This window comes from Pseudomonas chlororaphis subsp. chlororaphis, assembly GCF_003945765.1.
Taxonomy (GTDB): domain Bacteria; phylum Pseudomonadota; class Gammaproteobacteria; order Pseudomonadales; family Pseudomonadaceae; genus Aquipseudomonas; species Aquipseudomonas chlororaphis.
In genome coordinates this window covers 5,697,761-5,718,008 of record NZ_CP027712.1, presented here as the reverse complement: position 1 = coordinate 5,718,008, position 20,248 = coordinate 5,697,761, and the positions used below count along the sequence as shown (strand labels likewise).

General features: G+C 62.5%; 15 protein-coding genes, 1 tRNA gene and 1 pseudogene. 2 read left to right on the top strand and 15 right to left on the bottom strand.

The window, feature by feature from the left end; all coding sequences use genetic code 11:
• Position 1: 1 nt before the first annotated feature.
• The 15 genes and pseudogenes from gspE to C4K27_RS25815 all read right to left on the bottom strand — a co-directional run bounded on the left by gspE (position 2) and on the right by C4K27_RS25815 (position 17,697).
• Positions 2 to 1,486 (bottom strand): type II secretion system ATPase GspE, encoded by a 1,485-nt coding sequence (gene gspE, locus C4K27_RS25885; RefSeq protein WP_053262609.1) that lies wholly within the window; start codon positions 1,484 to 1,486, stop codon positions 2 to 4.
• Positions 1,483 to 3,384, bottom strand: coding sequence for a type II secretion system secretin GspD (gene gspD, locus C4K27_RS25880; RefSeq protein WP_053262608.1), 1,902 nt, complete (start codon positions 3,382 to 3,384; stop codon positions 1,483 to 1,485). Before gspD ends, gspE begins: the two co-directional genes overlap by 4 nt.
• Positions 3,381 to 3,932, bottom strand: a complete 552-nt coding sequence (locus tag C4K27_RS25875; protein ID WP_053262607.1) for a type II secretion system protein N — start codon at positions 3,930 to 3,932, stop codon at positions 3,381 to 3,383. Before C4K27_RS25875 ends, gspD begins: the two co-directional genes overlap by 4 nt.
• Positions 3,929 to 4,450, bottom strand: coding sequence for a cytochrome b (locus tag C4K27_RS25870; protein WP_053262606.1), 522 nt, complete (start codon positions 4,448 to 4,450; stop codon positions 3,929 to 3,931). The genes C4K27_RS25875 and C4K27_RS25870 overlap by 4 nt, the downstream gene beginning before the upstream one ends.
• Positions 4,451 to 4,513: 63 nt before the next feature.
• On the bottom strand, positions 4,514 to 6,007 hold the full coding sequence (gene gbpA / locus C4K27_RS25865) for an N-acetylglucosamine-binding protein GbpA (RefSeq protein WP_053262605.1): 1,494 nt from the start codon (positions 6,005 to 6,007) through the stop codon (positions 4,514 to 4,516).
• Between the two features lie 253 nt (positions 6,008 to 6,260).
• On the bottom strand, positions 6,261 to 9,854 hold the full coding sequence (locus tag C4K27_RS25860; protein ID WP_053262604.1) for an ATP-binding protein: 3,594 nt from the start codon (positions 9,852 to 9,854) through the stop codon (positions 6,261 to 6,263).
• A gap of 4 nt (positions 9,855 to 9,858) precedes the next feature.
• Positions 9,859 to 10,484, bottom strand: a pseudogene (locus tag C4K27_RS25855) (response regulator).
• A 294-nt stretch (positions 10,485 to 10,778) separates the two neighbouring features.
• Positions 10,779 to 11,879, bottom strand: a complete 1,101-nt coding sequence (ychF, locus tag C4K27_RS25850) for a redox-regulated ATPase YchF (RefSeq protein ID WP_007928338.1) — start codon at positions 11,877 to 11,879, stop codon at positions 10,779 to 10,781.
• Positions 11,880 to 11,901: 22 nt separating this feature from the next.
• Positions 11,902 to 12,486, bottom strand: a complete 585-nt coding sequence (gene pth / locus C4K27_RS25845; RefSeq protein WP_007928340.1) for an aminoacyl-tRNA hydrolase — start codon at positions 12,484 to 12,486, stop codon at positions 11,902 to 11,904.
• Positions 12,487 to 12,654: 168 nt separating this feature from the next.
• A complete protein-coding gene (locus tag C4K27_RS25840) occupies positions 12,655 to 13,254 on the bottom strand; it encodes a 50S ribosomal protein L25/general stress protein Ctc (protein WP_007928342.1) in 600 nt (199 codons plus the stop codon).
• A gap of 140 nt (positions 13,255 to 13,394) precedes the next feature.
• A complete protein-coding gene (locus C4K27_RS25835; RefSeq protein ID WP_003171603.1) occupies positions 13,395 to 14,336 on the bottom strand; it encodes a ribose-phosphate pyrophosphokinase in 942 nt (313 codons plus the stop codon).
• 48 nt (positions 14,337 to 14,384) lie between these two features.
• Positions 14,385 to 14,459, bottom strand: a tRNA-Gln gene (locus C4K27_RS25830).
• Positions 14,460 to 14,496: 37 nt separating this feature from the next.
• Positions 14,497 to 15,348, bottom strand: a complete 852-nt coding sequence (gene ispE / locus C4K27_RS25825; protein ID WP_053262602.1) for a 4-(cytidine 5'-diphospho)-2-C-methyl-D-erythritol kinase — start codon at positions 15,346 to 15,348, stop codon at positions 14,497 to 14,499.
• A 2-nt stretch (positions 15,349 to 15,350) separates the two neighbouring features.
• Positions 15,351 to 15,968, bottom strand: coding sequence for a lipoprotein insertase outer membrane protein LolB (lolB, locus tag C4K27_RS25820; protein ID WP_007928346.1), 618 nt, complete (start codon positions 15,966 to 15,968; stop codon positions 15,351 to 15,353).
• A 4-nt stretch (positions 15,969 to 15,972) separates the two neighbouring features.
• Positions 15,973 to 17,697 carry a tetratricopeptide repeat protein gene (locus tag C4K27_RS25815; protein ID WP_053262601.1) on the bottom strand — a complete coding sequence of 575 codons (1,725 nt, stop codon included), beginning with the start codon at positions 17,695 to 17,697 and terminating at the stop codon, positions 15,973 to 15,975.
• 181 nt (positions 17,698 to 17,878) lie between these two features.
• Between C4K27_RS25815 and hemA the strand changes: the two genes are divergently transcribed.
• Both hemA and prfA read left to right on the top strand, forming a co-directional pair.
• Positions 17,879 to 19,165 (top strand): glutamyl-tRNA reductase, encoded by a 1,287-nt coding sequence (hemA, locus tag C4K27_RS25810; RefSeq protein ID WP_053262600.1) that lies wholly within the window; start codon positions 17,879 to 17,881, stop codon positions 19,163 to 19,165.
• Positions 19,162 to 20,244 (top strand): peptide chain release factor 1, encoded by a 1,083-nt coding sequence (gene prfA, locus C4K27_RS25805; protein ID WP_007928353.1) that lies wholly within the window; start codon positions 19,162 to 19,164, stop codon positions 20,242 to 20,244. The genes hemA and prfA overlap by 4 nt, the downstream gene beginning before the upstream one ends.
• Positions 20,245 to 20,248: the final 4 nt, after the last annotated feature.

The following is a 20,248-nucleotide window of genomic DNA, read 5'->3' as shown; positions in this document are numbered from 1 at the left end:
GTCAGTGCTCCCGGGTTACACGTAGCAGTTCTTCGACGCTGGTGACGCCTTGCAGCACCTTGTCCCGGCCGTCGGCGAACAGGCTGTGGGCATGCTGGCGCGCGTACTGGGTCAAGGCGGCTTCGCCAGCCCCTTCGTGGATCAACTGGCGCAGCGGTTCGTCGAACAGCACCAGTTCGTAGATGCCCTGGCGGCCGCGATAGCCGCTGTGCTGGCAGGCCGGGCAGCCGACCGGGTGATAGAGCAGCGGCGCCTGTTGCGGGTCGAGGTGCACCTGGTGGCAGGCCGCGGCGTCGGCCGGCGCGGCGCTCTTGCAATCGCCGCAGAGCACCCGCACCAGGCGCTGGGCGACCACGCCGAGCAGCGAGGTGCACAGCAGGAAGGGCTCGATGCCCATGTCCAGCAGGCGGGTGACGGCGCCGATGGCGCTGTTGGTGTGCAGGGTGGACAGCACCAGGTGGCCGGTGAGGGAGGCTTGCACGGCGATGTCGGCGGTTTCCCGGTCACGGATCTCGCCGACCATGACCACGTCCGGGTCCTGGCGCAGGATGGCGCGCAGGCCACGGGCGAAGGTCATGTCGACCTTGGTGTTGACCTGGGTCTGGCCGATGCCGGCCAGGTGGTATTCCACCGGGTCTTCGATGGTCAGGATGTTGCGCGTCTGGTTGTTCAGGCTGCTGAGCCCGGCATACAACGTGGTGGTCTTGCCGGAACCGGTGGGGCCGGTGACCAGCAGGATGCCGTGGGGGCGCAGCAGGGCGTCTTCCAGCTTGTCGCGGATCGCCTCGGCCATGCCCAGCCGCCCCAGGTTCAGGCGCCCGGCCTGTTTGTCGAGCAGGCGCATGACCACCCGCTCGCCGTAGGCCGAAGGCAGGGTGGAGACCCGCACGTCCACTTCATGGCCGCCGATGCGCAGGGCGATGCGGCCGTCCTGGGGGATGCGCTTCTCGGCGATGTCGAGCTTGGACATGACCTTGATCCGCGACACCAGCAGGCCCGCCAGTTCCCGGCGCGGGCGCAGCACTTCGCGCAGCAGGCCGTCGACCCGCAGGCGCACGGACAGGTGCTGCTCGAAGGTTTCCAGGTGGATATCCGAAGCCTTGACCTTCACCGCTTCGCCGAGGATCGCGTTGATCAGGCGAATGATCGGCGCGTCATCTTCCTGCTCCAGCAGGTCGGTGATCTGCGGCAGTTGCTCGGCCAGGCTGGCCAGGTCGTCCTGGCCGGCGATCTGGTCGCCCAGGCCCTCGGCCATTTGCATGGCGTCGTCGCGGCCATCGCGATAGTGCTCGGCCAGCAGTTCGGCGAAACCCTCGGCGTCGAGTATCCGGTGGCCCAGCAGCGGGCCGTGGCAGCGGCGGATCTCGGCGAGGATTTCCACCGGCGTGTCGGCCCGGCAGTAAAGCCGCAGGCCGCTCTCCTGGGGCTCCAGCAGGACCCCATGGCGCTTGGCGAAACCAAAGGGCAGGCGCGCGACCGGGTTCATCGGCGTGGCTCTCTGGCGCGAATGTCGAGGGTCCCATCCTGCGGCGCGGCATCGAACAGCTGGCGCGAGTCGGCGGGCAGGGCCAGGCCGCTGCGGCTGTCGCCGTTGGCGCGCAGCTTGCGCAGGTCGTTGTACTTGCGCTGGCTGACGTTGACGGCATCGGCGCTGCCGCGCACCAGGGTCGGCCGCAGGAAGACCATCAGGTTGGTCTTTTCGGTGACGTCCTTGGTGCTGGTGAACAGCCGGCCGAGCAGGGGAATGCTGCCCAGCACCGGCACCTTGCTGACCTGGGTCTTGACGTTGTCCTTGATCAGGCCGCCGAGCACGATGATCTGCCCGTCGTCGGCGAGGATGGTGCTTTTCACCGAGCGCTTGTTGGTGATCACGTCGCTGGTGGTGATGCCGGGCGGGGCGCTGGCCAGCTCCGAGCTTTCCTGCTCGACTTTCAGGCGCAGGGTGTTGCCCTCGTTGATGTGCGGCGTCACCTTGAGGGTCACGCCGACGTCCTGGCGCTCCACGGTGGTGAAGGGGTTGCTGGCGCCAGCGGTGTCGGTGGTATACGAGCCGGTCTGGAACGGCACGTTCTGGCCGACGAGGATTTCCGCCGCTTCGTTGTCCAGGGTCAGCAGGCTCGGGGTGGACAGCAGGTTGTTCTTCGAGTCGCTGGACAGGGCGGTGACCAGCGCGCCGAAATTGCTGGTGCCGATGCCGATGATGGCGCCGTCCGGCAGGGTGATGTTCTTGTCCTTGCCATTCCCCAGCAGGGTACCGATCGACAGGCCGGTGCCACTGAAGTTGGTGCCGCCGGTGACGTTGCCGGCGCGCGCCGCCCATTGCACGCCGAGGGCTTCGTTGATGTCGCCGCTGACTTCGACGATGGCCGCTTCCACCAGTACCTGGGCCCGTGGCTGGTCCAGCTGGGTGATGACTTTGTCGAGCATGCTCAGTTGCGCCGGGTCGGCCATCAGCACCAGGGCGTTCTGGCTTTCGTCGGCGCTCACCAGTATCGAGTTGCCGCTGCCCTTGCCTTCGCCGCCACCGCGATTGCCGTCTTCCAGGCGCTTGCCGATGCCGTCGAGCAGCTTCGAGAGTTTTTTCGCATCGCTGTGGTGCAGGCGTACCACCCGCGCGCTGTCATTGGCATTGCTCGGCACGTCGATGGCCCTGACCAGATCGGCCATGCGCTGGCGGGCCTGGGCGGAACCCGCGAGGATCACCCGGTTGCTGCGGGCGTCGCCCACGGCCTTGGCGTCGCTGGGGCCGTTGCCCGTCTGGCTGATGCTTTCGTTCAGGGTGCGGGCCACATCGCTGGCCCAGGCATGCTTGAGCGCCACGGTGCTGAACGAGCGGTTGCCGGCCTGGTCCAGTTCGCTGACCACCTGGCGGATGCGCTCGACGTTGCTGGCGCTGTCGGAAACCACCAGCGCGTTGGAGCTGGCCGAGGGCGCGACATAGGCGTCGTCGCTCACCAGCGGGCGCACCACCCCGGAGATTTCCGCGGCGTTGGCGTTGCGCAGGTCCAGGACCCGGGTCACGAACTCATCGCCGGACTGCTCGCTGGATTTGGTCTTGGCTTCCATCGCCGGCACGATCAGCACCCGGTCGCCCTGGTCCAGGGCGACGAAACCCTGGCTGCGCAGCACGCTGAGGAACAGCGAGTAGATACCGTCCTTGTCCAGCGCACTGGACGATTGCACGCTGACCTTGCCTTGCAGCCGGGCATCGACCACCAGGGTCTTGCCGGTGATTTCACCGACTTCGCTGGCCAGGTCGCGCAGTTCGGCGTCCTTCATGTTCAGCGTCCACAGGCGCTGGGTGGTGAGGGCCGCGGTACTGGGCAGGGCACTCAAAAGAAGGCCGAGGCTGAGTACGGCGCCTGCAATCTTGGACAGTTTCATGGTGTGTTCTCTATCGCTCGCAGAAGGGCCGTGGCTTTTCGGTCGGCGACCTCCGGTGGGGTTGTCTGGGGGCTGAGCAGGCGCAGTTGGCGCCCGGGTAGCAGCAGGTTCTGTTCACGGCCGTTGCGCAGCACCACCACCTGATCGGCGCTGACACTCTTGAGCAGCGTACCGTCGGGCAGGCGTTCGCCCGGGGAGTAGAAGGCCCGGCTGTCGGCGTACTGGATCAGGGCCCTGGATTGTTCGGGCTGGTTGCCCAGCAGGCTGGCGAGCAGGACCAGCGGCAGGCTGGCCTGCGCGCTGTCGAATTCGACCGGCACGGCGCCGAACACCCTGGCGATGTTGCGATCGTCCAGGGGCGCGGGCAGCCGCTGTTCGGCGCTGGCGCTCGGTACCGCGCTCGGCACCGGCTGGCCCGCCACGACTTGCCGGTAGGTCCAGCTGTCGAGGCCGAGCCAGGTCAGCCAGAGACCCAGGGCGACCAGGCTTACGGGCAGCAGGTAGCGCTGGCCGGCGCCGCGCGGGCGCCATGAGAGCAGCGTTTTCATGGGCGTTTGGGCAGCATGCGTCTGAGCACGCTCTGCCCGCGCCATTGGTGGAGGATCACCGCGGCGATATGGCCGGCCACCAGCAGGGCCAGGGCCATGCAGCTGTAGTGGTGAAGCTCTTCGAAAAAGGTGATGGCCGCCAGGTCCTGCAAGGGTTGCGGGAGCTGCAGGCCGAACAGGTCGATCGGGCGCGACATCATCAGCACGCCGCTGAACAGCACGGTGCCGAGGGTGACCAGCAGGGCTGCGTGCCCGGCATGCACCAGCTTGCGCTCAGCCGCGTTCTGATGGGCGGGCGCCGCCGGAGCGGGATGACGCACCAGGTAGAACAGCCGCAGGACGAACAGCGGCACCAGCAGGGTGGTCAGCGAGACATTGATAAAGGCGATCGCCTGTTGGACCGAGCTTGGCGGCTGCAACAGGGCGCTGGCATAGCCGCTGATCGTGGCCCACAGCACAACGGCGGCGAACAGCCAGTGCAGCAGCCTGCGCGGTCTTGAGTAGTGAGGGTGATTCATGTCGATTCCCAAGGTCCGCAACGCGGTGCCGGGGCACCACGCTGCGGTTGGTCAGGTTATGGATTACTTGCGAATCCAGGCGTCCTTCCAGTTGCTGCCCACGCCAGGCTCGAACTGAGTGGCGCCAGCGTTCCACTGGATGCAGTAGCCGCTGTAAGGGAACGGCTTGCATTCATAGACGTTGCCGTCCTTGGCCAGGACCTTGGTGCCGGCCTTGTAGCCGGTCAGGCCTTTGGGGAAGACGAAGTCGTAATCACCGCCGCCGCCCACTTCCTCGGCTTTCAGGGTGATGCGCTGGCTTTGTTGCAGCTGCTCGCCTTTCTCCGGCTTGGCCACGACCACCACGTCGTACTCACCTTCGCTGACGTTACGCAGCGGGATGGAGAAGTGCGGGGTGTTGTTGCCAGGCTCGGCTTGTACGTGAGCAATGCTTTCGTTCTTGCCGTTGAAGACCGTCGAGCTGATGGTGTACTTGCCGCCCTGGGCAATGGCGTTGAAGTGCAGGTCGGTGGCGTTGTCCTTCAAGGTGTACTCGGCCTGCAGGCCGGAAAGTTTCAGCTCGCCAGGAATGCTCGGCTGCTCTTTCTGGATTTCCACACGCACCACGTCGCTGTTGTTCTTGGCGTACAGGGTGTTCTTGCCGTAGTTGGGCACGACTTCGTTGTTGGCGTTGAGCTCGCCCATCACATAACCGGCATTGGCCTTGTTGACCTTTTCCGCCAACAGGAACGGCCAGGTGTTGGCGTTGGCCTGCTCGGCGGTCTCGATGTTCAGGCGGGTCTGGCGGTTCTGCTGTTCGCCGGCATTGGTGAACACGCGAGTGCTGACCTTGTCGCCGATTTGCAGTTGTTCAGGCTGTACGGCCCCGAGGATTTTCCAGTCGGGAATCGGTGCGCCATCGTTGTCGATGTTGACGTCGATGGCCTGGTAGAAGGTGGCGGCGGTGTCGGCGATTTTCCAGGTCGCCAGGATCACGTGATAACCGCTGCGGTCAGCAGGAATGTTGACCTTGTGCTGGGTCTTGCCACCGGCCGGCGGACGCACGCCACCGGCGTTTTCATTGAGCAGCGGGGTCATCTCGAAGGAGTCGCGGGTCAGCGGCTGGTTCGGGTTCCAGTCTTTCTTGGTGATGTAGAACTGGTAGTAGGCGCTGGCGTGACCGGCGGAGTAGTGCCAGGTGAATTCATTCATGCCCGGCTTGATCGTGGTTTTCTGCCAGCGGGTCGCCGTCTGCTCGTTGAGCTGCGAGAAGCTGGTGATGCCGCCCGCCGGGATGGTGCCGTTCGCCGGACCGCATTGGGTGAAGTCGCCCGAGCAGTAATCCTTGGGGTAGTGATGCTGGACCGATGGCGAGTACTCGACACTCTGCGGTTCGTAAGTGACGGGGCCGCAATCGCGGTTGAGGTTGCCGCCGGTGGCGGAGCACATGAAGGCACGGGACTTCGGACTTTCGACATAACCGTGGGCGAAGGCTTGCTGGCTGGCCAGCGAAGCCAGGCCGAGGGTGATGGCCAACGGAAGCTTGCGCATGGCGCTGGCGCGGGTGTTATGAAGCATCGAATCACCTTGAATTAGGGATATGAAAGAGTCTTTTTTTAAGTTCTTCGATGCCGGCCACCCAATGGGTCGACCTGGAGTGTTCCTGGTCCGCGGCGCCCGGCTTCGAAGGGGGCCTAGGATGCCGAGCGGGGCTTTTGCCTTGTATGAGACGAGTACGAAACGGCGAGCCAGGGAATGGAACAAAATGTTTCAGGAGGGCGGCCTGGGGTTGCCCAGGGCCGGATTGTTGCTCAGGGCTGCCCGGGACGGGTCAGGCGTGGCGTTCGATATCGCGCAGCATGCGTTCGATGACCGACAGCACTGCGTGGCGTTGCGCCTCCAGGTCCTGCTCGCTTCCACGAGCCGCACGTTGCAGGTCGAGGCAGGCCCGCATCAACGCCGGCGAATCGACTGTGCAGGCCAGGCCGCTGACCCGGTGGACCCACTGTTCGAGGAACTCCGGCGGGTCGGGCAGCGGGGCGCTCAGCAGCTCGCGCTCCTGCTCCAGGTTCCGGCGCAGCTCCTGGAGCAAGCGCTCCTTGAGCTGCGGATCGCTCTGGAAGCCCTCCAGGTAGGTCAGGTCGAACGTTGCGGCAGCCTCCTCGTCAGGCGCTGGGGCGAGGGGCGGCGTGAGGGGGGCGTTGAGGGATGAACTGGATAGCCCGGGCGCTTTCAGCTTGCCGAGTATTTCCCGCAGGCGCTCGAGGACGATGGGCTTGATCATCAGGTCGTCCATGCCGGCCGCCTGGCAACGCTGCTTTTCGTCTGCCAGGGCGCGGGCGGTGTAGCCGATGATCGGGATCCTGGGCAGCCCGCACGCCTGTTCTGCGGCACGGACACTGCGGGCCAGGGCGTAGCCGTCCATGTGCGGCATGTTGCAATCGGTGACCAGCACATCGAACTGGCCCTGCTCCCAGGCTTGCAAGGCCGCCTTGCCATTGCTGACGTAGGTCCCGCGATGGCCGAGCCTGAGCAGTTGCTGTTCGAGCACCAGGCCGTTGGTGGAGACGTCGTCGACGATCAGTACATTCAACCCGGCCACCGCCGTAGCGCCTTGAAGGGCATGCTGCGGCTGGTCCTTGTCCGGTTGCCAGGGCAGGGTCAGTTCGAAGCTGACCCGGCAACCCTGGTCCGGCGCACTGGCGAGGCGGATGCTGCCGCCCATGAGCTCGACCAGCTGTTTGCAGATGCTCAGGCCCAGGCCGGAACCGCCGTGCAGGTGGGCGATCTCGGCGTGGGCTTGCTGGTAAGGCGCGAAAATCTGCGGCTGCTGATCCTCGGCGATGCCGATGCCGGTGTCGCTGACATGGAACATCAGGCGGCTTTGCCGAGGCCCCGAGTCCAGCTCCTGGACCGACAGTTCGACCCAGCCCTGGTTCGTGAACTTCAAGGCGTTGGACAACAGGTTGTGAAGGATCTGCGTCAGGCGCAGGGCGTCCACCTGGTAGCGCCGCTCGGGGGGCAGGCGGTGTTGCAGCTTCAGCTCCAGGTGTTTTTCCCGGGCCTGCGCGGCGAACAGCTCAAGGCAGTTGGCCAATAGTTGATCGAGGTCGGTGGGGCCGGGCACCAGCTCCATCTGGCCGGTCTCGACCTTGTCCAGATCGAGAATGTTGCCGATCAGATCGATCATCGATTGCGCCGACTGCTGGGCGATGCTGAGGTTTTGCGAAGGGGTGGACGCGCCGCTGGTTTCCAGCTCCAGCAGGCCAACCATGGCGTTCAGCGGGGTGCGCAGCTCATGGCTCATGGTCGCGAGGAACTGGCTTTTCGCCGCGCTGGCGTCGATTGCCTGCTGCTGGGCTTCGAGCAGCTTGTGTTCCAGGTGCTTGCGCACGCTGATGTCGATCCAGCCGCCCAGCAGGCCCTGCTGCTTGCCGAGTGCGGTGTAGAAGGGCACCAGCCATTGGTAGATATGATGGGCCTGGCCATCGACCTCGATCACGCTGTCGAGGAATTGCGACTGGCGGTTATCCAGCAGCCGTTGGTGCTGCTCCTCCAGATCCAGGGCCAGGGCGCGTGGGGCGATGCCTTGCTCTTGCGGCGTGGTGCCGCGCATCTCGTCCAGGGACCGGCCGAAGAACTGCTCATAAGCGTGGTTGCAGGTGCTCAGGCGCCCTTGCAAGTCACGCACGTAAAGCGGGATGGGCAAGCCGTTGAGCAAGGCGAACTGGAAGGCCAGTTGGTCCTTGAGCTGATTCTGCGCGACGCGCCGCTGGCGGATCTGAATCCGCAGGCGCCAGTTCCAGTAAAACGACAGCAACACCAGCACCAGGACCAGCGCGGCGCTTTGCCAGACCCAGCTCGGCAGGTAGGCCCAGAGCGAACCCTTGGTGGCGGGCCGCGCCTGGATGCTGATGCGGTCCTGATTGCCGTCCGAAGTTTTCAACGAATACAGGAGCTTGTTGAGAATGCTCAGGAGTTCGGGGTGCTTGGCCGATACGGCGAACACCAGGGGCTCGGCCTGGGCCTGGAACTGCTTGCCGCTCCGGAGCCGGGGGTTGTCCAGCAGTTGGGCATCGGCGGCGCTGTTCAGCGTGGCGTCGACCATGCCCTGTTCGACCAGATGCACGGCCTGGGAATAGTGGTCGGTGAGTACCAGTTCGATGCTCGGGTAGCGGCTCTGGAGCAGAGGCTGCAGGGGATGTCCGGCGGCGATCGCCAGGCGCCTGCCCTCCAGGGCCGCTAGCGAGCTGGGGGAACTGGCGCCCTCGCGGGTAATGAAGGCCCAGTACTCGGTGCCGAAGCCATCGCTGAACAACAGGCTCTTTTGTCGGACCGGAGTCGGTGCCAGCGATAGGGCGATTTGCGCCTCATCCCGTTCCAGGCGCTGGCGGTCAATATCCGGGGATTGGCTGTCGATGATGTTCAGTTGCAGCTGGTAGTCGTCGGCCAGGCTGCGCAGCACATTGAACGCCAGTCCGGCCCATTGGCCGTCGTCCTTGCGATACAGGTAATTGGGGATTTCGTGGGCGATCAGGTTCAGCGAAGGAAGACGCTTGAGCCAGCTGTCTTCCGCGCTGTTGAGGGCGAAGGAGTCGGTCGGCGCGAACAGCCAGGGCGAGCGTTCCCAGTGCTGCAGTATCTCTTGCTTGCGCTCCCGGGAAACCGTCTTCAGCGCGGCGTTGATCAGGGGCACCAGATTATCCTCATGCCCGCGGACGGCGAAGCTGAAACCCATGGCCGGCAGGTTGGCGACGTACTTGTTCTGCAACTTGAGGTTGGCCAGGCTGCGCATATAGAAATTGGTGCGCAGTTGATCGCCGATCAGTGCGTCGGCTCCGCCGTCGGACAGGCGTTGCAGGCCTTCGACAATGCTGTTGATCACGATCAGTTCAGCCTTGGGATAGGCCTTTCCGACTGTTTCAGCCTGCACATAGTAGGCCGGAACCAGCACGCGTTTGCCCGCCAGGTCTGGGGACAGGTCCTTGTCGGCGATGCGCCCGACGATGATCGGCTCGTTGTCCAGGTAGGGCTTGCTGTAGACGAACCCAGATTGTTTTCTTTCGTACTCGGTGGCGCGGGGCATCAGATCGATGTCCCCAGCGATCAGGGCGGCGATGGCACTGTCCACCGAAGGGTAGGGCACCCGTTGAATCGGCAGTTCGAGAAACTGGCTGATGTGTTCCAGGTAGTCGTTGGTGATCTGGTTGAGCACATCGTTGCCACGAGGTTCGGGTTGCTCGTTGGAGGCGCTCACTTCGGCGACCCGTAGCGGGCGAGGGGGCAACGTCTGACGCATGGCCATCAGCGTGGCCAGGGACAGCGGCGCAGGCTCAGGCTCGGCGGCGCCCAGGGACGCGACACTGGTCAGCAAGAGCATGATCCAGAGGATCAGGCGCGGCAGGCCGGCTGGAGGGTTCGGCATAGTCTCAGGCCAGCCCGACTTCCTGGATGTACAGGTAGAGGCTGGCGTTGCTGTCCAGGCCCAGCTTGCGCATGGCGCTGCTCTTCTGGCTGCTGATGGTCTGCTTGGAACGATTGAGGTGCGTGGCTATTTCATTGACCGACAGCCCGGCGCCGTAGAGGCGTAGCACCTCGACTTCGCGGGGGACAGTTGTTCGACCTCGGCCATAGGCTCCACGGGGTCGAACAGATGCCGGATGGACGGGGAGACGAAGGGTTTGGCTTGGCTTGCGCGAATGGCCTTTTGCAGGTCGCCTTGTACCCCGCGCTTGCTGATCAACCCCTGGACCCCCAGCTTGAGGATCGAGGCCAGCAGCGCCGGGTTGTTGAGCATGGTCACCACGATGACTGCGATCTGGGGGTAACGGCGGCGCAACTGTTCGATCAGACGGATGCCGTCGGCCTGTTCGCTGTGGGGCATCATCAGATCGGTGACGACCAGATCGCAGGGCTGTTCGGCCAACAGCTGGAACAGCCCTTCGACATTCTGGGCCTCGCCGACGATCTGCAACGTGCTGTCGCCGCTGAGCGAGGCGCGGATGCCGATCAGTGTCAGCAGATGATCGTCGACGAGTATTACTTTCCTTTGCATCTGTGGCGGGTTCCTGTCCGTGCGTAGCGAGAGCATAGAGTTAAGCAGAACGCATGCAAGTATCTGACAGTGTCAGCGGTGCGCAGGGTACTCCTGTCGCGTGGCGCGATGAAGTGTCCACCGCTTCAGGCAAAACAGGCATTGGCCTGACAGCGGGCATGGGGCAGGGGATGTCCGTAAAGCATTGGCAAATAGGAGGGAGTAAGGGGGGCGTAACAGCCAGCAGGGCCAGGAGTCCCATCGGCGAGCCCGTGGCTTGGGTTTCAAGCCACGGGGCATTTCGCACAGGTCAGATCAGACGTTGAAACGGAAGTGCATCACGTCGCCGTCCTTGACGATGTAGTCCTTGCCTTCCAGGCGCCATTTACCGGCTTCCTTGGCACCGGCTTCACCCTTGAACTGGATGAAGTCGTTGTAGGCGATCACTTCGGCGCGGATGAAGCCTTTCTCGAAGTCGGTGTGGATCACCGCGGCGGCCTGCGGAGCGGTAGCGCCGACGCGGACGGTCCAGGCGCGCACTTCCTTTACACCCGCGGTGAAATAGGTCTGCAGGTGCAGCATTTCGTAGCCGGCGCGGATCACGCGGTTCAGGCCAGGTTCTTCGAGGCCCAGGGCTTCGAGGAACATGTCTTTCTCTTCGCCGTCTTCAAGTTCGGCGATTTCCGCTTCGATCTTGTTGCAGACCGGCACAACCACGGCGCCTTCTTCTTCGGCGATGGCCTTGACCACGTCAAGGTGCGGGTTGTTTTCGAAACCGTCTTCAGCAACGTTGGCGATGTACATGACCGGCTTGGTGGTCAGCAGGTGGAAGCCTTTGATCACTGCTTTTTCGTCGGCGCTCATGTTCTTCATCAGGCTGCGCGCTGGCTTGCCTTCGGTGAAGTGCGCGATCAGTTGCTCGAGCAGGGCTTTCTGCGCCACGGCGTCCTTGTCACCGCCCTTGGCGTTGCGCGCGACTTTCTGCAGTTGCTTTTCGCAGCTGTCGAGGTCGGCGAAGATCAGTTCCAGGTCGATGATCTCGATGTCGCGTTTCGGGTCGACGCTGTTGGACACGTGGATCACGTTGTCGTCTTCGAAGCAGCGGACCACGTGGGCGATGGCATCGGTTTCGCGGATGTTGGCCAGGAACTTGTTACCCAGGCCTTCACCTTTCGAGGCACCCGCCACCAGGCCGGCGATGTCGACGAACTCCATGGTGGTCGGCAGCACGCGCTCGGGCACCACGATGGCGGCCAGGGCGTCCAGACGCGGATCCGGCATCGGCACGATGCCGCTGTTCGGCTCGATGGTGCAGAAGGGGAAGTTCTCGGCCGCGATACCGGATTTGGTCAGGGCGTTGAACAGGGTGGACTTGCCGACGTTAGGCAGGCCGACGATGCCGCAGTTGAATCCCATGGTGTTTCCCCTCGGATAAGAGTCAGGCCTTCTGGCTGTGCAGGTTTTTCATCGCACGGTTCCATTCACCGGCGAAGATATCCGGCAGCACGCCGAGGGCAAAATCGATGCTGGCATCGAGCTTTTCCTGTTCGGCGCGCGGCGCACGACCCAGGACAAAGTTCGAGACCATGCTGGCGACGCCTGGGTGGCCGATGCCAAGCCGCAAGCGGTGAAAGGTATTCTGGTTGCCCAGTTGCGCGATGATGTCGCGCAACCCATTGTGCCCGCCATGCCCGCCGCCCTGTTTGAGCTTGGCGACGCCGGGTGGCAGGTCGAGTTCGTCATGCGCCACCAGGATTTCTTCGGGCTTGATACGGAAGAAACCGGCCAATGCCGCCACGGCCTGGCCGCTGCGGTTCATGTAGGTGGTGGGTATCAGCAGGCGAATGTCCTGGCCCTGGTGCGAAAAGCGCCCGGTCAGGCCGAAATATTTGCGATCGGCCACAAGGCTGACGCCTTGTTTCTCGGCGATGCGCTCAACAAAAAGGGCCCCTGCGTTATGCCGGGTCTGTTCGTATTCGGCGCCTGGATTACCCAGGCCAACGATCAGTTTGATGGCAGTCACGATAGGGGCCCTTCCTTGGAGTTGTGGATAACATCGCCGCGACTGGAGTGTGCGGCGAAAGTGGACGACAAGTGCTCATTTACCATTATGTAAACTCCGCGTTCCCGCCCGCTTTCTCGCTACGTTCCAGTCCGCGATGTTTCCGGTAACTCCGGCAAGCAGAGTGAATTACTCTGCAGCGCCTTCTGCAGCTTCTGGAGCAACACGTGGAGCGTGAACGTTGGCAACAGCCAGGTCGTTACCGTGAGCCAGAGCAACGAACTCAACGCCTTTAGGGGCCTTGATGTTCGACAGGTGAACGATGGTGCCGATTTCAGCGTCGCCCAGGTCGACTTCGATGAACTCAGGCAGGTCTTTCGGCAGGCAGGACACTTCGATTTCAGCGATAACGTGCGAAATCTCGCCGCCTTTCTTGACCGGAGCAGCTTCGTTGATGAAGTGCACTGGAACGATAGCGGTCAGTTTCTGACCAGCAACAACGCGTACGAAGTCAGCGTGCATCACGTGGCCTTTGGCCGGGTGACGTTGCAGCGCCTTGATCACGACGTTTTGCTTGGTGCCGCCAACGTTCAGTTCGATAACGTGGCTGAAAGCCGCTTCGTTTTCGAGCAGTTTGGCAACTTCTTTGGCCAGCATGCTGATGGATTCAGGGGCTTTGTCGCCACCGTAAACTACAGCTGGAACCAGGCTTGCGAGACGACGCAGGCGGCGGCTCGCACCTTTCCCCAGGTCGGAACGCAGTTCAGCATTCAGAGTAAAATCGTTCATGTTGTATCTCCAAAATAACCACACTCGCCCCAGCGTTTGCGACCAGCGCTAAAGGCGATATGGGCAAAAAAGCCCCGCCCCAACAGGAATGCTGGGGCGGGGCGCTTTTCGTCATCGAGATGTAAGGCTAGGGCAGGGCCCTAGCGGAACATCGCGCTGATCGATTCTTCGTTGCTGATACGGCGAACCGCTTCGGCAACAACCGGTGCGATATCCAGTTGACGGATACGCGCACAGGCTTGTGCTGCAGCGGACAGCGGGATGGTGTTGGTCACCACCAGCTCGTCCAGCACGGAATTTTCAATGTTCTCGATTGCTCGACCCGACAGCACAGGGTGTGTGCAGTAGGCAAAGACCTTGGCAGCGCCATGCTCTTTCAGGGCCTTGGCCGCGTGGCACAGGGTGCCGGCGGTATCGACCATGTCGTCAACCAGGATGCAGGTACGGCCTTCAACGTCACCGATGATATGCATCACTTCAGAGTGATTGGCTTTCTCGCGGCGCTTGTCGATGATCCCGAGATCCACGCCCAGGGATTTGGCAACGGCACGTGCACGCACGACGCCGCCAATGTCCGGGGAGACGATCATCAGGTTTTCGAAACGTTGGTCTTCGATGTCATCCACTAGAACCGGGGAGCCGTAGATGTTATCTACCGGAATATCGAAGAAGCCCTGAATCTGGTCAGCATGCAGATCAACCGTGAGAACACGGTCGATGCCGACTACGGTAAGCATGTCAGCCACGACTTTCGCGCTGATAGCCACACGTGCGGAACGCGGACGGCGATCCTGACGGGCATAACCAAAGTAAGGAATTACAGCAGTGATTCGAGTCGCTGAGGAGCGGCGGAAGGCATCAGCCATCACGACGAGTTCCATCAGGTTATCGTTGGTCGGAGCGCAAGTCGGCTGAATAATGAAGACGTCTTTACCGCGGACATTTTCATTGATCTCAGCGGTAATTTCGCCGTCGGAAAACTTACCGACAGAGATGTCACCGAGAGGGATATGCAGCTGACGTACGACACGCCGAGCCAGATCGGGGTTAGCGTTCCCCGTAAAGACCATCATCTTGGACACGCGCAGTACCTGAAGGCTGAGGGTATACCTGGATGAGTATAAGGAAAATGGCAGGGGCGGCTGGATTCGAACCAACGCATGGCAGGATCAAAACCTGCTGCCTTACCGCTTGGCGACGCCCCTGTATCTGTTGCATCAAGTGCCTGGCACTTGGTTCCTTTTAGAGCAGACTTTGCAGCTTGCGATGCAACATCGAAACGTTGCTTCCTTTTGCTACAAACCCTGTAAGGGTCTCTGTAAGAAGGGCCGAGACTTTATCAGCTTCAGCTTTGCTTGGGAAGCCCCCAAACACACAACTTCCAGTTCCGGTCAGTTTTGCTTCGGTAAATTTACCTAGCAAATTCAATGCGTTACGTACATCTGGATAACGCCTTGCAACCACCGGCAAACAGTCATTTCTGCCGTTTCCCTTGGGAACGGGGCGCACTTTAATGGGCGGAGTGTCACGTGTCAACAGCGGATCTGAAAAAATTTCTGCTGTACTTACAGAGACTTGCGGCACCAGCACGAGATACCAAGGTTCCTCGGGGTCTACCGGGGTGAGTTTTTCTCCCACGCCCTCGGCGAAAGCCGCATGCCCCCGCACGAAAACCGGCACGTCGGCGCCCAGGGAAAGGCCCAGCGCGGCCAGGCGATCTTCGTTCCAGCCCAGTTGCCAGAGGTGATTCAGGCCCAGCAAAGTGGTCGCTGCATTGGAACTGCCACCACCGATGCCGCCGCCCATGGGCAGGACTTTTTCGATCCAGATATCGATGCCCAACGGGCATGCGGACTGTTCCTGAAGCTGTTTGGCCGCGCGCACGATCAGGTTGCTGTCGTGGGGGACGCCGGCGAACTCCGTATGCAGGCGAATGACGCCGTCATCACGCACGGCAAAGGTGATTTCGTCGCCGTAATCGAGAAACTGAAAAATCGTCTGCAGTTCGTGATAGCCGTCTTCACGGCGACCGAGGATATGCAGCATCAGATTGAGTTTTGCCGGGGAGGGCAGGGTCAGTCGTGGCGCGCTCATGCTTACTGCCCCAGCTTGCGTGGTTGCCATTCCTTGATCACCAGCGTGACGTCAAGGTCGCGGCCATGCAGCTTGATCCGCTCGGGCAGCCAGTAACCGCTCTGTTGTGCATAACTCAGGTATTCGACCTGCCAGTTGTCCTGTTCGAGATTGGACAGGCGGCTGTCGCCATCCAGGGTCAGGCGACTCTTGCTGTCGGGGGCGGGCAGTCCGCGAACCCACCAGGCCAGATGCGAGACCGGCAGGTTCCAGCCCAGCTGTTCTTCGAGCAGGGCTTCCGGAGTCGGAGCTTCGTAACGTCCCTGGTTGGCGACTTCCAGCGCGACCTTGCCGGGACGTCCGGTCAGGCGGGCGGCGCCGCGACCCAGCGGGCCGGACAGGCGGATATCGTAGTAATCCTGGCGCTGCAGCCAGAACAGCGTGCCGCTGCCCGAATCCTTGGGGGCGCGAATGCCGATCTTGCCGTTGATCTGCCAGCCGTCGAGGCCGCTCAGTTGCTGTTTGTGCTCGCGCCATAGCGCAGGGCTGCCGTGACCCTCGACGGATTCGCGGGTGCCGAAACCCGAGCAACCGGCGAGCAGAGCGATAAAGCTGAAAACGATAAGGTGGCGCAAAAACATAGTCTTAAAGGGTCTCTGATCCGGTCAGGCGCTTGATGGTGCTGCGCAGGATAGGGCTGTCGGGCTGGTCCTTGAGGAACTTGCTCCAGATCTGCTTGGCTTCGCGTTGCTTGCCATTGGCCCAGAGCACTTCGCCCAGGTGCGCGGCGACTTCCTGGTCGGGAAAGCGTTCCAGCGCCTGGCGCAGCAGGCGTTCGGCTTCCGCGAGGTTGCCCAGGCGATAGTTCACCCAGCCCAGGCTATCGAGTACCGCTGGATCGTCCGGGGTCAGCTGGTGGGCCTGTTCGATCAGGGCCTTGGCTTCGGCGTAGCGGGTCGTGCGATCCGACAGGGTGTAGCCGAGGGCGTTCAATGCCATGGCGTTGTCCGGCTCGCGCTTGATGATCAGGCGCAGGTCCTTTTCCATCTGGGCCAGGTCGTTGCGCTTCTCGGCCTGCATCGCACGGGTGTAGAGCAGGTTCACATCGTCCGGGTATTGCTGCAAGGCTTGCTGGAGAATCTTCCAGGCCTTGTCGCCCTGTTTGTTGGCGGACAGGGTTTCGGCTTCGATCAGGTACAGCTGGATGGCGTAGTCCGGCTGGGTGTCGCGGGCGGCGGCCAGGCGTTTTTCGGCTTCGGCGGTACGGCCGTTGTTCATCAGGATGTCGGCCTGGCGCAATTGTGCCGGCAGGTAGTCGGTACCTGGGCCGACCTGGCCGTATTCCGCCAGCGCGCCTTGCGGGTCGTTGAGTTCTTCGGCGATGCGGCCCAGGTTCAGGTGCGCCGAATCGACGTGGCTTTCCCGGGCGATCAGGTCCTCCAGGTAACCCTTGGCTTCTTCCCAGTCCTTGGCTTCCAGGCAGACCAGCGCCAGGGAGTAACGCAGCTCGTCGTCTTCCGGATACTGCTGGACCAGGCTGGAGAACTGGGTCTTGGCGTCGTCCATGCGATCCTGCTCGACCAGCATGCGCGCATAAGTCAGGCGCAGGCGCTTGTCGTCCGGGTACTTGCGAATGCTTTTTTCCAGCAGCGGCAGGGCTTCGTCGGCGCGGCTGAGGCTCTGCAGCAGGCGGGCGCGCAGGAGGATCGGCGCGATCTCGCCTTCTTCCGGAGGGTTCTGCTCCAGCAGCTTCAGGGCTTCGCGGGTGTCGCCGTCCTGTTGCAGCAGCAGCGCCTTGCCGAACACCAGTTGGCCGTTGTTCGGGTGTTTTTGCAGCAAGCGGTCGAAACTCTTCATCAGACCGTTGCGGGTGTCCTGGTCGGTGTCGGCGGCCGACAGCGCGAGGAAATCGAAATGGGTATCGCCCTTGCCCTGCAGGACTTTCTCCATATAGACCATGGATTCGTCGTAACGCCCGGTGCGGGCCAGCTGGATGGCGGCGGCACGCTGGGCTTCCAGGTCGTCCGGGGCGTTTTTCGCCCAGATCAGCGCAGTGTCCAGCGCGGCCTGGTCGGCGCCCAGGTATTCGGCGATGCGAAACGCCCGCTCGGAGATGCCCGGGTCCTGGGTATTGATGGCCTGGGTGACATAGTTGTCCAGGGCAATGTCGAAACGATTGCGTTGGCCAGCCAGCTCCGCGCTCAGCAGGCTGAAGACCGTGTCTTCGCTGAACGAGGAGTAAACCTTGGGCTTTTCAGGAGCCGGGGTAGTGTCTTCGACCGGCGGCGTACCGTCCGGTGAAACGGGGGCCAAGGCCTGGCAGCCGCTGAGGAAGACAAAAGCGAGGAGCAACGCGGAAGATCTATTCATATAGGAAGAGGACGACTAACCTGCGGTCGGATCATCATGACACAAGCCTTCGGCCAAACATAACCGAGACTCAGCGGATGCCTTACAGAGGCAGTCTATTGGGACAATAGTCGGCAGTGGTTGTTCTGAATCTTTCGAAGTAGGACAATTGTCGGCTTCTCGACATCATCAGCGACCTTGAATGGCCTTCCTCGCACTCGGTATTAACCACAAGACTGCTTCAGTAGACGTCCGCGAGCGCGTGGCCTTTACCCCTGAGCAGTTGGTTGAGGCCTTGCAGCAGCTCTGCCGCCTCACCGACAGCCGCGAAGCTGCGATCCTCTCCACCTGCAATCGCAGTGAACTCTATATAGAACAGGATCACCTTTCAGCGGATATCGTGCTGCGCTGGCTGGCCGAGTATCACCATCTGAGCCTCGAAGACCTGCGCGCCAGTGCCTATGTGCACGAAGACGATGCGGCCGTTCGTCACATGATGCGTGTCGCCTCGGGGCTGGACTCGCTGGTGCTGGGCGAACCGCAGATCCTCGGGCAGATGAAATCCGCCTACGCCGTGGCGCGTGAGGCCGGAACCATTGGTCCGCTGCTGGGGCGGCTGTTCCAGGCTACCTTCAGCGCCGCCAAGCAGGTGCGTACCGACACCGCCATCGGCGAAAACCCGGTTTCCGTGGCCTTTGCCGCGGTGAGCCTGGCGAAACAGATTTTCAGCGATCTGCAGCGCAGCCAGGCGCTACTGATCGGCGCCGGCGAGACCATCACCCTGGTCGCCCGCCACCTGCATGACCTGGGGGTCAAGCGCATCGTGGTCGCCAACCGCACGCTGGAGCGCGCCAGCACCCTGGCCGAACAGTTTGGAGCCCATGCCGTGCTGCTGTCGGATATTCCCCAGGAGCTGGTGCACAGCGATATCGTCATCAGTTCCACCGCCAGCCAGTTGCCGATCCTTGGCAAGGGCGCGGTGGAAAGCGCGCTGAAGCTGCGCAAGCACAAGCCGATCTTCATGGTGGATATTGCCGTTCCGCGGGATATCGAACCGGAAGTCGGCGAGTTGGACGACGTTTACCTCTATACCGTCGACGATCTCCACGAAGTGGTCGCCGAAAACCTCAAGAGCCGCCAAGGCGCGGCGCAGGCGGCGGAAGAGCTGGTGAACATCGGCGCCGAGGACTTCATGGTGCGCCTGCGCGAGCTGGCTGCGGTGGACGTGCTCAAGGCGTATCGTCAGCAGAGCGAGCGCCTGCGCGATGAGGAACTGCAAAAGGCCCAGCGCATGCTGGCCAACGGCAGCAGCGCCGAAGACGTCCTGATGCAACTGGCTCGCGGCCTGACCAACAAACTGCTGCATGCGCCCAGCGTCCAGTTGAAAAAACTGACCGCTGAAGGCCGCCTGGATGCGCTGGCCATGGCCCAGGAACTCTTTGCCCTCGGTGAGGGCGCTTCGGACTCTTCGGATAAAAAACCGCAATGAAAGCGTCACTGCTCAATAAGCTGGATGTCCTCCAGGACCGTTTCGAAGAACTGACCGCGTTGCTTGGCGACGGCGAAGTCATTTCCGATCAGGCCAAGTTCCGCGCCTATTCCAAGGAGTACGCGGAAGTCGAGCCGATCGTCGAGACCTATAAACAGGTGCTCAAGGTCCAGGCCGACCTCGAGGGCGCCCAGGCGCTGCTCAAGGACAGCGATCCGGACATGCGTGAAATGGCGGTGGAAGAAGTCCGCGAGGCCAAGGAACAACTGGTCGAGCTGGAAAGCACCCTGCAACGGATGCTGCTGCCCAAGGACCCCAACGACGGGCGCAACGTGTTCCTGGAAATCCGCGCCGGCACCGGTGGCGACGAGGCGGCGATCTTCTCCGGCGACCTGTTCCGCATGTATTCGCGTTATGCCGAGCGGCGTGGCTGGCGGCTGGAGATCCTCTCGGAAAACGAGGGCGAGCACGGCGGCTATAAAGAAGTCATCGCCCGGGTCGAAGGCGAGAACGTCTACGGCAAGCTGAAATTCGAATCCGGTGCCCACCGCGTGCAGCGGGTGCCGGCCACCGAGTCCCAGGGCCGCATCCATACTTCGGCCTGCACCGTGGCGGTATTGCCCGAGCCGGACGAACAGGAAGCCATCGAGATCAACCCCGCGGACCTGCGGATCGATACCTACCGCTCCTCCGGTGCCGGTGGCCAGCACGTCAACAAGACCGACTCGGCGATCCGCATCACCCACATCCCGTCGGGAATCGTGGTCGAGTGCCAGGAAGAACGCTCCCAGCACAAGAACCGGGCGCGGGCCATGTCCTGGCTGTCGGCCAAGCTCAACGACCAGCAGACCAGCGCCGCGGCCAACGCGATTGCCAGCGAACGCAAGCTGCTGGTGGGTTCGGGCGACCGTTCCGAGCGCATTCGCACCTACAACTTTCCCCAGGGCCGGGTGACCGATCACCGCGTCAACCTGACTCTCTATTCCCTCGATGAAATCCTCGCCGGTGGCGTCGAGGCCGTGATCGAACCGCTTCTGGCCGAATACCAGGCCGATCAACTTGCGGCACTGGGCGAGTAAACAT

Excerpts from the sequence above, each read along its gene's own strand:
- gspE (WP_053262609.1), bottom strand. The coding sequence starts at position 1,486 with ATGAACCCGGTCGCGCGCCTGCCCTTTGGTTTCGCCAAGCGCCATGGG.
- gspD (WP_053262608.1), bottom strand. The coding sequence starts at position 3,384 with ATGAAACTGTCCAAGATTGCAGGCGCCGTACTCAGCCTCGGCCTTCTT.
- C4K27_RS25875 (WP_053262607.1), bottom strand. The coding sequence starts at position 3,932 with ATGAAAACGCTGCTCTCATGGCGCCCGCGCGGCGCCGGCCAGCGCTAC.
- C4K27_RS25870 (WP_053262606.1), bottom strand. The coding sequence starts at position 4,450 with ATGAATCACCCTCACTACTCAAGACCGCGCAGGCTGCTGCACTGGCTG.
- gbpA (WP_053262605.1), bottom strand. The coding sequence starts at position 6,007 with ATGCTTCATAACACCCGCGCCAGCGCCATGCGCAAGCTTCCGTTGGCC.
- C4K27_RS25860 (WP_053262604.1), bottom strand. The coding sequence starts at position 9,854 with ATGCCGAACCCTCCAGCCGGCCTGCCGCGCCTGATCCTCTGGATCATG.
- ychF (WP_007928338.1), bottom strand. The coding sequence starts at position 11,879 with ATGGGATTCAACTGCGGCATCGTCGGCCTGCCTAACGTCGGCAAGTCC.
- C4K27_RS25840 (WP_007928342.1), bottom strand. The coding sequence starts at position 13,254 with ATGAACGATTTTACTCTGAATGCTGAACTGCGTTCCGACCTGGGGAAA.
- ispE (WP_053262602.1), bottom strand. The coding sequence starts at position 15,348 with ATGAGCGCGCCACGACTGACCCTGCCCTCCCCGGCAAAACTCAATCTG.
- lolB (WP_007928346.1), bottom strand. The coding sequence starts at position 15,968 with ATGTTTTTGCGCCACCTTATCGTTTTCAGCTTTATCGCTCTGCTCGCC.
- C4K27_RS25815 (WP_053262601.1), bottom strand. The coding sequence starts at position 17,697 with ATGAATAGATCTTCCGCGTTGCTCCTCGCTTTTGTCTTCCTCAGCGGC.
- hemA (WP_053262600.1), top strand. The coding sequence starts at position 17,879 with ATGGCCTTCCTCGCACTCGGTATTAACCACAAGACTGCTTCAGTAGAC.
- prfA (WP_007928353.1), top strand. The coding sequence starts at position 19,162 with ATGAAAGCGTCACTGCTCAATAAGCTGGATGTCCTCCAGGACCGTTTC.